At 52.8% G+C, this 15,231-nt stretch carries 15 protein-coding genes; 2 read left to right on the forward strand and 13 right to left on the reverse strand.

Going from position 1 to position 15,231, the window contains the following annotated elements:
* Window positions 1–248 precede the first annotated feature (248 nt).
* Complete coding sequence (locus CXIVA_RS03270; protein WP_013976601.1) at window positions 249–530, reverse strand: hypothetical protein; 282 nt, start codon at window positions 528–530, stop codon at window positions 249–251.
* A 79-nt stretch (window positions 531–609) separates the two neighbouring features.
* Window positions 610–1,236, reverse strand: a complete 627-nt coding sequence (locus CXIVA_RS03275) for a TetR/AcrR family transcriptional regulator (protein WP_013976602.1) — start codon at window positions 1,234–1,236, stop codon at window positions 610–612.
* 196 nt (window positions 1,237–1,432) lie between these two features.
* On the opposite strand from CXIVA_RS03275, the gene CXIVA_RS03280 reads away from it, so the two are divergent.
* The gene (locus CXIVA_RS03280; RefSeq protein ID WP_013976603.1) at window positions 1,433–2,113 is read left to right on the forward strand and encodes a Crp/Fnr family transcriptional regulator; all 681 of its coding nucleotides are present in this window, start codon (window positions 1,433–1,435) and stop codon (window positions 2,111–2,113) included.
* Window positions 2,114–2,235: 122 nt separating this feature from the next.
* Here CXIVA_RS03280 and CXIVA_RS03285 read toward each other — a convergent pair whose 3' ends face one another.
* The 3 genes from CXIVA_RS03285 to CXIVA_RS14000 form a co-directional block, all read right to left on the reverse strand.
* On the reverse strand, window positions 2,236–3,585 hold the full coding sequence (locus CXIVA_RS03285; protein WP_013976604.1) for an alpha-amylase family glycosyl hydrolase: 1,350 nt from the start codon (window positions 3,583–3,585) through the stop codon (window positions 2,236–2,238).
* Window positions 3,586–3,773: 188 nt separating this feature from the next.
* On the reverse strand, window positions 3,774–4,451 hold the full coding sequence (locus CXIVA_RS03290; protein ID WP_013976605.1) for a DUF1015 family protein: 678 nt from the start codon (window positions 4,449–4,451) through the stop codon (window positions 3,774–3,776).
* Between the two features lie 153 nt (window positions 4,452–4,604).
* On the reverse strand, window positions 4,605–4,838 hold the full coding sequence (locus CXIVA_RS14000) for a hypothetical protein (RefSeq protein WP_013976606.1): 234 nt from the start codon (window positions 4,836–4,838) through the stop codon (window positions 4,605–4,607).
* Window positions 4,839–5,184: 346 nt separating this feature from the next.
* Between CXIVA_RS14000 and CXIVA_RS03300 the strand changes: the two genes are divergently transcribed.
* Window positions 5,185–6,054 (forward strand): DMT family transporter, encoded by an 870-nt coding sequence (locus CXIVA_RS03300; RefSeq protein ID WP_013976607.1) that lies wholly within the window; start codon window positions 5,185–5,187, stop codon window positions 6,052–6,054.
* Window positions 6,055–6,182: 128 nt separating this feature from the next.
* On the opposite strand, the gene CXIVA_RS03305 is transcribed toward CXIVA_RS03300, so the two are convergent.
* The 8 genes from CXIVA_RS03305 to CXIVA_RS03340 form a co-directional block, all read right to left on the reverse strand.
* Complete coding sequence (locus CXIVA_RS03305; RefSeq protein ID WP_013976608.1) at window positions 6,183–7,091, reverse strand: PhzF family phenazine biosynthesis protein; 909 nt, start codon at window positions 7,089–7,091, stop codon at window positions 6,183–6,185.
* An 81-nt stretch (window positions 7,092–7,172) separates the two neighbouring features.
* On the reverse strand, window positions 7,173–8,840 hold the full coding sequence (locus CXIVA_RS03310; protein WP_148267775.1) for a Na+/H+ antiporter NhaC family protein: 1,668 nt from the start codon (window positions 8,838–8,840) through the stop codon (window positions 7,173–7,175).
* Between the two features lie 69 nt (window positions 8,841–8,909).
* Entirely contained in the window at window positions 8,910–9,434 is a 525-nt protein-coding gene (locus tag CXIVA_RS03315) for a cob(I)yrinic acid a,c-diamide adenosyltransferase (protein ID WP_013976610.1), read from the reverse strand.
* Between the two features lie 101 nt (window positions 9,435–9,535).
* Window positions 9,536–10,324 carry an OAM dimerization domain-containing protein gene (locus CXIVA_RS03320; RefSeq protein WP_013976611.1) on the reverse strand — a complete coding sequence of 263 codons (789 nt, stop codon included), beginning with the start codon at window positions 10,322–10,324 and terminating at the stop codon, window positions 9,536–9,538.
* Between the two features lie 2 nt (window positions 10,325–10,326).
* Entirely contained in the window at window positions 10,327–11,886 is a 1,560-nt protein-coding gene (locus CXIVA_RS03325; RefSeq protein WP_347475638.1) for a lysine 5,6-aminomutase subunit alpha, read from the reverse strand.
* 39 nt (window positions 11,887–11,925) lie between these two features.
* A complete protein-coding gene (ablA, locus tag CXIVA_RS03330; RefSeq protein WP_013976613.1) occupies window positions 11,926–13,182 on the reverse strand; it encodes a lysine 2,3-aminomutase in 1,257 nt (418 codons plus the stop codon).
* Window positions 13,183–13,321: 139 nt separating this feature from the next.
* A complete protein-coding gene (locus CXIVA_RS03335; RefSeq protein WP_013976614.1) occupies window positions 13,322–14,362 on the reverse strand; it encodes a hypothetical protein in 1,041 nt (346 codons plus the stop codon).
* Between the two features lie 21 nt (window positions 14,363–14,383).
* Entirely contained in the window at window positions 14,384–15,208 is an 825-nt protein-coding gene (locus CXIVA_RS03340) for a 3-keto-5-aminohexanoate cleavage protein (protein WP_013976615.1), read from the reverse strand.
* Between the last annotated feature and the right edge of the window lie 23 nt (window positions 15,209–15,231).

A 15,231-nucleotide genomic window follows, 5' to 3' on the forward strand; every position in this document is an offset into this window, starting at 1 on the left:
TATTAACATTCAAGTCATAAATTCTTATGTTAATTTCAAAACAATCTGGGATAATCAAAAATTTATATCCGATTTTTCTCATTTTTTACCTGGAGATTAATTTAATAATAAATGATTTTCCCATAAACTTCAACTGTCGCCGCTCCCGCAGCAAAGTTTCTCCTGTGAATTGGTCAAAAAAACGAACCGGCCAGCAAACCGCTGTCCGGTCCGATTGTTCAGAATTTTTCTTCTATACTCTTTTCCAGTCAGCGAACCTTAATCTGATCCACTGCCTCACGGATTTCGTCATCATTCATTTCCAGCATATCCGGAATTTCGATGATGCCTCCCTTTTCGGCTGCTTCCATTACTTTGGCATACAGGAGCACGGACAGCGCATGCGGCATCTGAATTCCCACCGGGAACAGTCCGCCGGATTCTGTCTGGATCACTACCTGGTCCATCTTTTTCGGTTCCAGAATGCAGCCGGTGCAGTTCATAAAAAACTGCAGCGGTTTATTTCCGTCTATCACAGTAAAAGTTTTCATAAAAAAGCCCCTTTCGGTATACAAAGAATTTTCCTGTCCGGTAGACAAGTATAGGACTTTTTCTGAAAAATGCAACTGGTTACTGTCCGGTCATTCTGTTTCCTTCCGAACATCTCCCTGCCCCGGTTTCTCCCTGATGATCTGCTTCGGAGCGGATCCCGTCCACCAGAATACCCACCACCTGATCCAGTGCTTCCTGGTAAGTAATCCCGTTCTGCACCAGTACGTCCTGCTGAAAAAAACGTTCCAGAGAGCTTTCCATCATGGTCTTGAATACCGGAATCGAAAACCTGCGCAGTACCCCGGACTCCATGCCTTCTTCCAGAAGGCGGATGGTTTCCTCCCAGTCATTTTCCAGGCGTTCCGTCAGATGACGGTAGATTTCCGGATATTTGTCCCGGAGGATATAGAGCTTCTGAAAGTTCAGACTGCGGTACCGTTCCGGCATGGCGCCTAGGAGCCGCCGAATCCGTTCCGCCGGATCGAGATCCGGATCCTGCAGTACCTGCTGTTCACTGGTTTTAATGGAATCAAACAGATAATCCACGGCCTCGTGATACAGGGTCATCTTGTCTTTCAATACAACATACAGGGTCTTTTTACTCATTTTCAGGGATCTTGCCAGCTGGTCCATGGTAAATTTCACACCGTATTCCTGAAACAGGCCGATGGCCGCCTCAATGATTTTCGCCTTCTGTGCATCCATGTCTTTTTCTCCCGCGCAGAAACTGAGCCGAGCTTTCCGGTTTCCTCATTTATGTTAGCATTCCCTCCGGCTTTTCGCAAGAATGCACCGGCTTCGCCCGCTTCTCAGATTTCCTCCGGTTTCGCCTTGTTCCCCGGCTTGACATCTGCCCTGTGCTGTTCTACTCTGAAAAAAAGCAAGGAAAGGAATCCGAATTATGAACCCACCTGTTATGGCAGACTGGCGAAATTCCAGCCTGTTTCTGGATATTCCGGATGCTGAACTCAAAAAAGCATGGTCTGCACTCCATGCCTTGGAAAAAAACTACGCAAAAGATGCCGTAATCTACTCCGCCGGCGATACGGTATCATCACTGGGGCTGGTGCTGTACGGGAGCGTCCGGATCGAATCCATGGATCTTCTGGGCAACCGGCGCATCCTCAGCCATATCCGTCCCGGTGATGTCTTTGCCGAAACCTATGCGTTCCAGGGGGACCTGCCCCTTTTAACAGACGCGGTAGCCAACGAGGACTGCCGGATTTTATTCCTGGAGACCAGCCGGAAAACCCTGTCCCGCTACCACGGCCAAATCTGGCACGAACGGCTGCTGATGAACCTGCTTGCCATTTCCAATCAGAAAAACTTCCATCTGGCCGCCCGCAGTTTCCACACGTCCCCTCACAACATCCGGGACCGGGTGATCGCGTTTCTGTCTTCCCAGGCGGTATCCAGCCACAGCAGTGAATTTGATATCCCTTTTGACCGGCAGCAGATGGCGGATTATCTGAATCTGGACCGCAGTGCCCTCTCCAAGGAGCTGGGACGCATGCGCAGAGATGGCCTGATTGATTTCCGCAAAAATCACTTCCGGATTCTGCGCATTCCTCACGCTGACTAGGCTTCCGGCTGCCGGTTTTCACCTCAGGACAGGATTCCGGCAGCCGGATTTCGCTTGGACCGGGCTTTCGGAAACTGGATTTCGCTTGGACCAGATGTTCCGGACGCCGGACTTCACTCGAATCAGGATTCCGGCAGCCAGATTTCCCCGGAATTTCCCGGAACCGTCAGACAGAGCCTTCCCTGTTCCGATCCTGCCGCCGTACCCCACAGCGCGCCGCGATACCGGCCAAAGCCCAGATCCGGAACATTGATTTCTGCCGGCGCATCATCGTTATTCACGGTTACCAGCACCGCTTCCCCGTCCAGATACCGGGCAAAAGCATACTGGCGATTCGTCAGATAAAGCTCCTGATACTCTCCGTAGGACAGCGCCCGGTTCTGCCGGCGGATCCGTCCCAGGGCCGCAATCAGCGCCGTGCACGGATTCTCCCGGACCGCATCCGCGTAATCGGACAGATTCAGCGCCGGACGCAGGGCGTCATCCGAATCCGGTCCCTTGCATCCTTCCAGGCCGAATTCTGTTCCGTAATAAACTGCCGGCACACCGGGCAGTGTGTATACCAGAATCTGTACCGGCGTGTAATGCGCCTGATTGTGAAGCATCGACATGATTCGATTGAAATCATGGTTATCCGAGAAATTATACAGTCCCAGTCCGGCAGTCCTGCTTCCTCCCATATCATACAGACGTTTCACGTTATGGGCGATTTCAAAATAATTGTGATCATTATGCGCAGAATACAGCGCTTTGTGCAGGACAAAATTGGTCACCGCGTGGAGATGTTCCGGATTGGCCCACCGGATATACTCTCCGCCAATGACCTCTCCCATCAGCCAGAAGTCCGGCCGGATCTGGTCTGCCTGCATTCTGAGTTCATGCATAAAGCCGAAATCCAGTACATTCGCCGCGTCCAGCCGCAGTCCGTCGATCGCAAACGTATCCACCCAGAACTGCACCGTCTCCTTGTGATAGCGAACCACCTCCGGATTGCACTGGTTCAGTTTGGGCAGCAAATTGTATCCGCCCCAGTTTTCATAGCTGAATCCGTCCCCGTACTCATTATTTCCGGAAAAATCCACATTTCGGTACCAGTCCCGGTACCTGGACGCTTCACGGTTTTTCTTCAGATCCTGAAACGCAAAAAACTCTCTGCCCGTATGATTGAATACGGCATCCAGAATCACCCGGATTCCCCGGCTGTGGCACTCTCTGACAAAAAGCGCCAGATCCTCATTGGTTCCCAGCCGTCTGTCCACTTTCCGGTAATCCGTGGTCTCATACCCATGTCCCACAGATTCAAGCAGCGGCCCGATGTACAGCGCGCTGCACCCGATTTCCACCATATGATCCAGCCAGGGAATGAGCGTCAGCAGCCGATGCTCCACCGGTCCTCCCTGATTCTGCTTCGGAGCCCCCGTAAGCCCCAGCGGGTAAATATGATAAAAAACAGCCTCTTCATACCATGCCATAATTCTGACTTCCTTCCTGTATGTTCTGATCGGCGTCTGCCGATTTCCTTCGTCTCTCTGATCCGGTCCGACTGACCGGTTAAAATTATAACATATTCTGGCGGCAGAATGTCTGTTTCCTTTCTTTTCACAGGTTCCGAAAAAAACACGCCGGCTTCTTCAGAAGAAACCGGCGTGTCCCCGTATCTTTACTCAAACTTATAAGTAAACAGCATATCCAGCACCTCATCCAGCAGCCAGCACCTGTCGTTTTTCACAATCTCATAGGGAAGCAGAAGTGTAAGGAACCTGTCATAGGCCGGTCCTTCCTGCTCATTCTCCCTGCGGAACATTTCCAGCGACGCAATGGACGCCGCCATCTCCTGTCCTTCCACCACATACAGATACGGCACGCCGGCAAACGCGTCCATCATATTTGCAACATCCGCGCCCTCATCCATGGAATAAATGGTATGGGTCACACCATTTAACGCAGTGAAATGGTACAGCGGCGCGCCGGCCCACTCCCGCTTGATTTCAATCAATTTGGTGATGTATCTCTGATCCGGGTAGGTCAGTACCACCGGATATTCCTGCACGCCGGTGTCTTCGATCGCCTCGATAATCTCCGGGTCCGCTTCCATATCTATGGCCATATGATTCCGGATCTTTCCTTCTATGTAATCGTCCACAGACGCCGTGCCGATCAGTCCGATCTGCGTCTCATTCCCGGAAGATACCTCGTAAATAAAAAAAGACGGCCGGTGGTACTGATACAGCTCTCCGCTCCGAATTTTCTCATTTACATTGTCCATGTCCAGATCGGTGACTACCGCCACATTGTCCTTATCCGGACGAAATGCCCTTACTGCCTTGATATCTGCCATGCTAAACTACCTCTTTCTGATACTCAGGTTTCCCGTTTATCTCTCTGCAAGGATATTATATACAATTTCATGGCAGATCGTTCTGTTCTGTTACGTCCTGTTTCATGCAGTATTTGCATAACTGTGCCGGCTGACTGCCGCGTTTCCGGTTCGTCAGCTGATCACAGGCACCCAGTCGGTCCACACACTGCCGGGACGCATCCCCTTGTTCCGATACCGCCGGCACTGCGGCTCCACCTGAATCATGGTCTGGGTCCCGGGAATTCCGGAAATCCCGGTGATATAATAGATGCTTCTGTCTTCTTTCCAGGCATCCAGCAGGTGCCTGGTGCTGAATCCGTTCTGCTTCAGGTATTCGGTAATTTCTGAGGTGTCCGTGTACTCCATCTTTTCCTCCCGTATCTGCAGTCTGCCGGCTTTCTCCGCCGTCCGGGCAGATCTGACGTATTTCAGCCGGAAACATATTCCGCCCCGGTTTTTTTCCTGCAACAGCGTATCACAGATTTTTTTCTGATTGCAGTCTTGACTTTTCACCGGTCCATGCATTATCTTATCCACTGCACGCGGTTCGGATCCTGTGGAACTCCATGTACAATGTGTCCATTTTCCGGATATCTTTCAGGACAGTCTGGCCCTTTTTCCTTTGCATTTTTTCATGCACAATAAAGGTGGCAGCTTCTGTCTGCCACAGCAACCCGTAAACAATCAAATTCCCGTGAGGTGATGTACATCCATGACAAAAGCAAAGACTGCCGGAACCGCCGCACTGCTGGTATCCGCTTTTTTCTGGGCAACTGCATATATTTTTGTCAAACAGCTGATTGCTGATATCCCACCCTGTTTTCTGCTGGCTGTCCGTTATGCCATCGCTGCCGCCATCATGCTGGCGGCCTATCTGCCGAAACGCAGGCTCCTGACCTGGAAAATGGTGCTTTCCGGTACGATTATGGGGATTTTTCTTTTCGGGGAATTCTTTACCTTTACCGTAGGGCTTCAGTATACCACTACCTCCCGTTCTTCCCTGCTGATCGCCTCCTATATCATCCTGCTTCCCCTGGCCTACTGGCTCATCCGGCGCAGGCGCCCCGCCCGGATTGATGTCCTGACCGCTGTGGTCTGCATGGTGGGCGTATGCTTTATCGTAGGAGGCAATCTGGGCGGATTCCAGATCGGTGATATCTACTGCCTGGCCTGCGCGATGTGCTATGCCATCTACATTGTAGTATCCGCCAAATACTCCCGGGAGTATGATACCGGTCTGCTGAATGCCATCCAGATCACCGTCACCGCGGTCCTCTCCATCTTCTGCTCACTGATTGTAGGGGATTATCACGGCGGCATCACCCTGCCTGCGTTTGGCGGACTGGTCTATCTGGCTGTCGTCTGCACCATTCTCCCCTTCTTCCTGTGCCTTTTCGGCATGAAACGTGTTTCTACCACAGCCAGCGGGATCCTTCTTTCTTTTGAGAGTGTCTTTGCCGCCGTCATGGGCGTCCTTCTTCTGCATGAACTGTTCTACTGGCAGCTGGGGGTGGGCGCCGGCATTGTCGTCTTTTCCTTCTTTCTGCCGGCAGTTATCCGCAAGGCAAAACCAAGGCTGTAATCCCCGGATCCGGCCTGACGCAAACACAGTTCACGCATCAGCCGGGCGCAGCCAGAGGGCTGACTCCTGTCAGAATTCCCTCCGGCTGCGCCCGGTTTTTACTGCATATTACTGATCTGCCGGCGGTCTCATTCCTCCTTTTTCTGAAAACTTCCGGTACAGACTGCCTGCCCGCCGATCATCACATGAATCCCATCCACCCGGCTTTCTGCCCTGCCCCAGAGATGTCCCAGCCGATGCATATGCTCCCCCTGGAGAATGCGCACCTGCGTGTCTGCCGCAAGGAATCCCCTGCTGTACAGCAGGGCGGTCAGTCCGGCATTGGCCGTGCCTGTGGCGCATTCTTCCGCAATTCCGTACAGAGGTGCGAAATTGCTGCAGCGGATCTTCCTCTCCTGCAGTTCTTCGATACAGCTCATATGCACCCCTACTGCCTGCAGCCGCCGGGAGATTTCACACACCGCCTCCGCGTCCTGCTCTGCCCGCAGCAGCGTCTCCTGATCCCGGACAATCATATGAATGTCCGGAATCCCTGCTGTAATCTTCTGCACCGGCAGCCGGTCTGCGTCTGCCAGATCTTCCGGCGTCAGTCCGTATGCCCGGCACAGTTCCGCCGTCTGTTCCCCTGTCAGCACTTCCTCCGGCTGCGGCATACCGAAATCGATCCAGATACGGTCCGGTTCTGCCAGAACCCGGTAACTTGCCTCCTGTGTTTCCAAAATCCACCGGCCCGGCGCCAGTATGCCCCGTTCCAGAAGCAGCGCAAAGGAAGCAACGGTTGCGTGGCCGCACATTTCGATCTCCCGCAGCGGGGTAAAATAGCGGATCCGAACGGTATTCGAACCAACGGACTGTACAAAGGCGGTTTCCGAATAATTCAGCTCTGCCGCCAGCCGCTGCATCGCCTCTTCCCTGAGGCCGCTGCCGCAAACCACAGGAGGCGCCGGATCTCCCGGCGCCTCCTGCAGTACAACGCCAGCCGCATTCCCCTCATCCGGAGCAGATGCAAATGCCTGCATTGTATAAACGTATGTCATTTTCTCTCCATCCATTCTCAGTCATCCGCTCTGCGGATCACTGCGTCTTTCCACATTTTTCTTCTGTATCCGGCCAGACCGTTATTCTTTCACATCTGCAGCCGGAACTTTTTCCTTGCCCACGACTTTACGGATAACAACCAGAACACCCAGCATAATTGCAACTGCAATGATCAGAGAAATCACCGGATTCTTCAGCAGTGCCGCGATCACATAGCAGATTGCGGATACCGCTGCTACTGTCAGCGCGTACGGCAGCTGTGTATTGACATGATTGATATGATTGGACTGCGCTCCCGCGCTGGCCATAATCGTGGTATCAGAGATCGGTGAGCAGTGGTCGCCGCATACCGCGCCTGCCATGCAGGCAGAGATGCCGATGACCAGCATTCTGTGATCGGTTGCCTGGAATACGGCTACTACGATCGGAATCAGGATACCGAACGTACCCCAGGAAGTACCGGTAGCGAATGCCAGACCTACGGCTACGGCAAAGATGATTGCCGGAAGCATCATCTGCATGCCTGCTGCCGAATGAGCCATCATACCTGCCACAAATTCCTTTGCGCCCAGAATATCTGTAATGGCTTTCAGGGACCATGCGAAGGTCAGGATCAGGATCGCCGGAACCATTGCCTTAAAACCTGCCGGCATACATTCCATGCATTCCTTGAAGGTCAGGGAACGGCGGCACAGGTAATAAATCAGGGTGATAATCAATGCCACGAAGCTTCCCATGGAAAGTCCCACGGACGCGTCACAGTTGGAGAACGCTTCGATTACAGATACACCGTCAAAGATACCGCCGGTATAAAGCATTCCGATGATACAGCAGATGATCAGCATGATAATCGGGAAAAGCATATCCATCACGTGGCCGCGTTCCGGATCTTTTGCCTGAACTTCTTCAAACTTCTCCTCGCCTGTGGTAAACAGATCGCCTTTGATGGCATTATCTTCATGCAGACGCATCGGACCATAGTCAAACCGCCACAGGGTAATGGCAATCATCATAACGATTGTCAGCAGTGCGTAATAGTTGTAGGGAATCGCGGATACAAACAGGCTGAATCCGTCTTCTCCCTCTACAAAGCCGGTAACTGCCGCTGCCCAGGAAGAAATCGGAGAAATGATGCAGACCGGTGCTGCTGTGGCGTCAATCAGGTATGCCAGTTTCGCTCTGGATACCTGATGTTTATCCGTAACCGGACGCATAACCGATCCTACCGTCAGGCAGTTGAAATAGTCATCAATAAAGATCAGGCAGCCCAGAAGCACGGTGGTCAGCTGCGCGCCGATCCTGGTCTTTATCTTCTTTGATGCCCAGCGCCCGAACGCCGCCGAGCCGCCGGTCTTGTTCATCAGGGCCACCACCATGCCCAGAATCACCAGGAAAATCAGAATACCAACATTGTAGGAATCCGACAGCACTTTTACAAAACCGCCGGAAAAAATAGTGGTCATCGTTCCTTCAAAGCGGAAATTGGATGCCAGCAGACCGCCGACAATGACACCGATACACAGGGAACTGTATACTTCCTTTGTGATCAGCGCCAGCGCAATTGCCACAATGGGCGGCACCAGTGACCAGAATGTGGCATACAGATGCGGCTTGGGCGCTGCCTCTTCCGTGGCTGCCATCGCAATGGCCGGACACAGCACAACAACCGCCAGAGCCGCCAGAAGCATGTAAAGCTTCCAGTTACGCCATATCGCGGGTTTTCCTGAGTTGGATTTTTTCCTTTTCATACATGACTCCCCTCTTTTGTGAGGATTGGGCAGAGACACTCCCCTTCTGTCCGCTCCCCTGCCTGCGTCTTACATTTCAATTCCCTTTCTGGCAGCGACCCCCTGGTCATACGGATGCCGGATCTTGGCGAAATGCGTCACATAATCGGCCAGCGCAAGCAGCTGATCCGACGGATTCCGACCGGTCATAACGACCTCCATGTCCTGTGGCCTGCTTCTGAGGAAGCGGCAGACCTCTTCTTCCTCTACCATTCCAAGATTGCACGCGTCAATGATCTCGTCCAGTACCAGCAGACGCGCCTGCTGTTTCCCGGCTTCCTCTGTAACGTCTCTGAAATGGTCTCGGTAATGCTGTCTGGCCTGTCCTTTTTCCTCATCGGTCATCTGAAATGTAAAACCATAGTGATTGGAATTTTCAAAAACAGTCACTTCCGGTATGTTTCGGAGAACCTGAAGTTCGCTGGAGGTATTGCCTTTCAGGAACTGGCTGAACAGGACTTTCTGACCGCTGCCGGCGCACCGGACCGCCAGTCCGACTGCCGCTGTGGTCTTGCCTTTGCCGTCTCCTTCATAGATATGAACATATCCTTTCATACTCTGCCTCCCGCTGTCTGCACGGCCTTCCTGCCTGCTGCTTCCGGCAGGCAGGAGCCGCGCTGTCTTCTATGCCTCCGGCCACCCTCTGTGACCGTTTTTTAATGAAACCCTCGTCTGACCATCTCCGTCACAGCAAAGGTCGCCACATCATCCGCGAATTTGCCTGCGCCGAATCCGGCGTCATAGCCCAGTTCCTTGGCCAGCTCATGCGTAATGCGCGCGCCGCCGCAGATCAGGACAAATTTGTCGCGAAGTTCTTCTGCTTCCAGCAGTTCCACCAGGTTTGTCAGATTCTTCACATGAATATCCTTCTGTGTAACCGTCTGGGATACTAACAGTACATCTGCGTGAAGCTCCTTCGCTTTTTCGATAAATTCCTCATTCGGCACCTGACTGCCCAGATTGTAGGCGTCGATCATTTCGTAGCGTTCCAGGCCGTAATGCCCCGCGAATCCCTTGCGGTTCATAATGGCATCAATTCCTACGGTATGCGCGTCTGTCCCCGTGGAGGCCCCCACTACTACGATCTTTCTGCCGAAATGCTCCCGGATAAAGTCATCCACCTCTTCCATGCCCATGGTCTCTTCTTCCACCGTCTGCACATGGATATTGGTATAGTCTACGGTGTGCACACAGCTCCCGTATACGATATAGAAGGTAAATTCCTGATCCAGGGTACCCTTGTAAGTAACGTTGATATCTTCCAGCCCCATCTGACGTGCCAGCTGTCTGGCGGCTTCTTCTCCTCTTTCGTCATTTTTTACCGGAAGTGTAAAACTGAGCTGCACTTTGCCATCGTTCATGGTGTCGCCGTAAGGTTTGATTTTCGTAAGATCCAGGGTTTTGTCAAAATCCGCCCGGTTCATATTATACAATCCGCTGCTCATACTCAAACCTCCTTTTTCATAAGTGCGATAAACGGGTTAAAGTATGCGTGATCCTTTACCACGACGCCATCCAGCCCCTTGCCGCCGTCCATGGGACGCCTGATATCCGCAAAGGTACCTTTTTCCAGTGTGGCGAACATTCCCTGCTGTTCGATCTGCGCCAGCAGGTCCGCTGCTTTGCGGAGCACTTCCTGTGCTCTGGACTGTATGATGCCGCCTTCCCGGAATGTGATCTCACTGCCGAAATCCTTCATGGTTCGGAAAATATACTGCGCGTTTTCGATGGCCAGCGCCCGGTCAGACATAAACGGCGTATGAATCGCCTCTGTCATCATACCAAGTAAATGAATCTTCTGTCCAGTCATAATCGTCACCATGTTGAATAATGCGTCCTGAATATGGCCGCGGAAGATATTTCCGGTCATAAATTTGGTCGGAGGCATGTATTTCAGCGGTGCGTCCGGGAAAATCTCCCGTGCCATCTGCGCCTGTGCCAGTTCCAGCAGGAATGCGTCTTCCACTTCCGGAGACATTTCAAACGCATGTCCCAGGCCCTGCTGCTGCGGCGGAAGTCCCGCCTCCAGCGCAAACTGCTCATTCAGGAACTGGGAAGCCAGCACGGTATGGGCTTCTTCAATAGCGTCTGCCGTGGTCAGATAATTATCTTCGCCGGTATTGATGATCACGCCGGCGTATCCGTTGATTACACGGGAAAAATACTGGTCAATCAGCGTCCGCTGCATATTGATGTCACGGAACAAAATGCCGTACAGCGCGTCATTCAGCATGACGTCTAAGCGTTCCATCGCGCCCATGGCGGCGATTTCCGGCATGCAGAGTCCGGAGCAGTAATTGCACAGCCGGATATAACGGTGCTGCTCTTCCCCTACTTTGTCCAGCGCTTCCCGCATCAGGCGGAAATTTTCCTGTGTGGCGTAAGTTCCTCCGAATCCCTCGGTGGTAGCGCCGTAGGGCACATAATCCAGAAGGCTCTGTCCCGTGGTGCGGATGACCGCGATAATGTCCGCGCCCTGTTTGGCCGCTGCCACAGCCTGGGTGATATCTTCGTAAATATTGCCTGTAGCAACGATCAGATACAGGTACGGACCTTCTTTGTCACCAAAAGAATCCAGATAATCATTTCTTTTCTTTACATTGGCTGCGATGCGTTCTGTCATGGCTTCTGCCACCGGCTGCACGGCTGCGCGGATTTCTTCTTCCGGATGCAGCGGCAGTTTGGTCAGATCCACTTCCCCGGCATCTACTTTTTCCGCAATCTGCTGCGGAGACAGTGACAGTTCTGCCATGGCATTGCCGAGATAAAAAGCGGCGCCGGTGGACAGCGCGTTACGCTCTGCCAGATGATCCACCACCACGTTCGGCAGCGGGACATCCACTTCATTCACTCCGTCAATCCCCAGGAGCCGGCATACGGCACGCTCTACTGTCACCGTTGTATGGTCATCGATGAATGCCTGTACATCCACGGCCACATTGTGGGCACTGGCGCGGGCCTGATCGATGAGCTCCTGATTTAACCCTAATTTACTCATATCTGTCATACTCCTTTCGCGTATCGCTCCTGAGTATCCGTTTTTCTGTCAGACTTTTTCACTAGTCCTGCGGAAACGCGCCAGGTCAGCCGGTTCAATGGTCATGGCCAGTCCCTGCTCCAGTGCGGCAACCCCTACCACATGGGCCTTCTGCTCCCCGCGGCATACCGGGCAGTTGCACTTGTTCTCATAATGTGTCGGTTCTGTGTAGGTCGTGATCACACCCTCGTAGTTTCGAAGGATCACTTTACCAGGTGTCTGGGAAATCACGTAATCCGGCATTACAGGAATCTTGCCGCCGCCGCCGGGAGCGTCTACTACGAAGGTCGGTACCGCAAATCCGGATGTGTGTCCCCGCAGAGCCTCCGCGATCTCGATTCCTTTGGATACCGGTGTGCGGAAATGCTCCAGCCCCTGGGACAGATCGCACTGATAAATGTAGTACGGACGCACACGGATGCGTACCAGCTCGTGCATCAGTTTCATCATTACGTGCACACAGTCATTGATGCCTGCCAGAAGCACGCTCTGATTGCCCAGCGGAATACCGGCGTCCGCCAGTCTCGCGCAGGCTGCCGCGCTCTCTTCTGTGATTTCACGCGGATGATTGAAATGGGTATTCAGCCAGATGGGATGATATTTCTTTAACATATTCACCAGTTCCGGTGTGATCCGCTGCGGGCATACCACCGGTGTCCGGGAGCCGATCCGCACAATTTCCACATGCGGAATCTTCCGCAGTTCGGAAATGATATATTCCAGCTTATTGTCATTGATCATCAGGGCGTCGCCGCCGGATAAAAGCACGTCTCTGACTTCCGGATGACGGCGGATATAATCCAGACATTTTTCGATCTGATTGTCCGGCACGCTGCAGTCATGCTGACCGGCAAATCTTCTTCTGGTGCAGTGTCTGCAGTACATGGAGCACTGGTCCGTAATCAGAAACAGGACGCGGTCCGGATAGCGGTGGGTAAGTCCCGGTACCGGAGAATCCGTGTCTTCATGCAGCGGATCGGTCAGATCCGCGTCGGATACATGCAGTTCCTTTTTCGTCGGAATCGCCTGTTTTCGGATCGGATCATCCGGATCATCCAGATCAATCAGTGACAGATAATACGGTGTAATCGCCATACGCAGAGTTTTCAGACACTCATGGATCCCCTCTTCTTCCTCCTGTGTCAGATTCATGTATTTTTTCAGATCATCTACCGTGGTAATCCGGTTGCGCAGCTGCCATTTCCAGTCATTCCACTCCACATCCGGAACATCTGCAAATAATCCGTTTTCTCTGCTTTTTCTCATAAAAATCCCCTTTCCTTCTCCTGTTTTTTATTCGTTCTGCTTTCCCCCGCAGCATCACAGGAACAGCTGCCGTTTCCCTGTTACGCGGTTCCCGTGATGCTGTGAAGGATCCCCCTCTGCCGGCTGCCGCCGGCCGGAATTATACGTATTTCCGGTCAAAAATCTCCCGGATTGCCGCATTTTCCCTCAGTTCCTGCAGTGTAATCTCCGCATGGCCTTTGGTATATCCGTTTCCGATGATCATGGTAATGTCTTTTCCTACGCCCTCTGCCCCCAGCGCCGCTTTGGTAAAGCTGGTTGCCATGGAGAAGAAATATACCACACCCCCGTCATGCACCGGAAGAATCGCTGACATTTCACAGTTGTTTACATTGACACAGCAGATGGCCACGTCATATTCTCTGCCGCCGTTGGCTGCCAGCGCCTTTTCCAGCACGTCCACCGGAAGCGCCGCGCTGGCCTGAAACGCCTCATGGCAGACGCCGATGGATTTCAGTTCATCAATTCCGTCCTGACTGTAATCCATGGCAACTACCCTGCCGGTAGGGCCGACACGCTTCATGGCTTCGTAGCAGCACAGCATGCCGGATTTGCCTGCTCCGCCCAGGATCAGGACACTCTGCCCGGACTGCACCAGTTTGGCGGTCTGTGCCGGCGCGCCTGCCACATCCAGCGCTGCCAGTGCCAGCGGCTCGCTGATATCCTCCGGCAGCTTGGCGTACAACGCGCTTTCAAACAATACGGCCTGTCCCACGATATCCACCCGGTCGATCTCCGGATGAATGGCTTTGATTTCGTCAATTCTTAACGGCGTCATGGACAGAGATACCAGAGACGCGATCTTATCCCCCTCTTTCAGATCGATATCCAGATCTTCCCCAATGTAAGATACCGTTCCGATAAACATGCCGCCGGATCCGGTGACCGGATTCTGCATTTTGCCTTTTTCTGCCACAATATCCAGGATCATGGTTTTGATCCGTTCCAGATCATGGTCACAGGCCTCTTCGATCTGTGTAAAGGACGCCGAATCGATATTCAGTGAAATCACGTCACAGATAATCTCGTTGCTGTAACGTTTTGTCATATCGTTATCGATTTTTGCCGCAGCCTGTGTCAGCACACCCTGCGGTTCAATCACTCTGTGAATTCCGTATTTATTCCCCTTTAATTCTGCCATTTTCAAGCTTCTCCTTTCCTGTTATCGCGGCAAAAGCCCTAAGATCTCCCTGGCTTCCGCCGGAGACGCCACTGCGCGGCCCAGTTCTTTTGCGATTCGTACCACTTTCTCAACCATGGCGCCGTTGGATTCGGCAAGAACCCCCTTTTCCAGATATACATTATCCTCAAATCCCACGCGCACATGGCCGCCCATCAGAATTCCCATGGTGATCATCGGATACTCTGCCTTGCCGACACCGGATACCGTCCAGGTGGAACCGGCCGGAATGCTTTCTGCCATAAACAGCAGATCCCTGGGTTCTCCTGAAATTCCCCCGTTGACCCCCATAACAAAATCAAAATGCATCGGCGCCTGGATAAAGCCTTTGCGGTGCAGGCGGATGGCCATATCCACCATGCCCTTGTCAAACACCTCCAGCTCCGGCTTAATCCCGTATTCCTTCATATTTTCCGCAAACGCGCGGATCATATTCTCGGTATTTACAAAGATCTCATCTCCGCCGAAATTGCAGGTACCGCAGTCCAGCGTCGCCATTTCCGGTCGCAGCGCCGTCGGAGCCAGCCGCTCTTCGTTGCTCATCCCCACTGCGCCGCCGGTGGATGGCTGAATAATCACATCCGGACACAGGCCGCGGATCGCTTCCATGCATTCCGCAAACCGCTCTCTGCTCTGAGTCGGCGTGCCGTCGTCTTCCCGCACATGCAGATGGATGATGGAAGCGCCTGCGTCATACGCGCTTTTTGCTTCCCGCGCAATCTCCTCCACGGTATAAGGAACCGCCGGATTATGTTCTTTGGTAACTTCCGCGCCGCAGATACAAGCGGTTATGATCAGCTTCTCCATAGGTTTTCCCCTCTTTTCCTTCT

The organism is Clostridium sp. SY8519 (assembly GCF_000270305.1).
GTDB lineage: Bacteria > Bacillota > Clostridia > Lachnospirales > Lachnospiraceae > SY8519.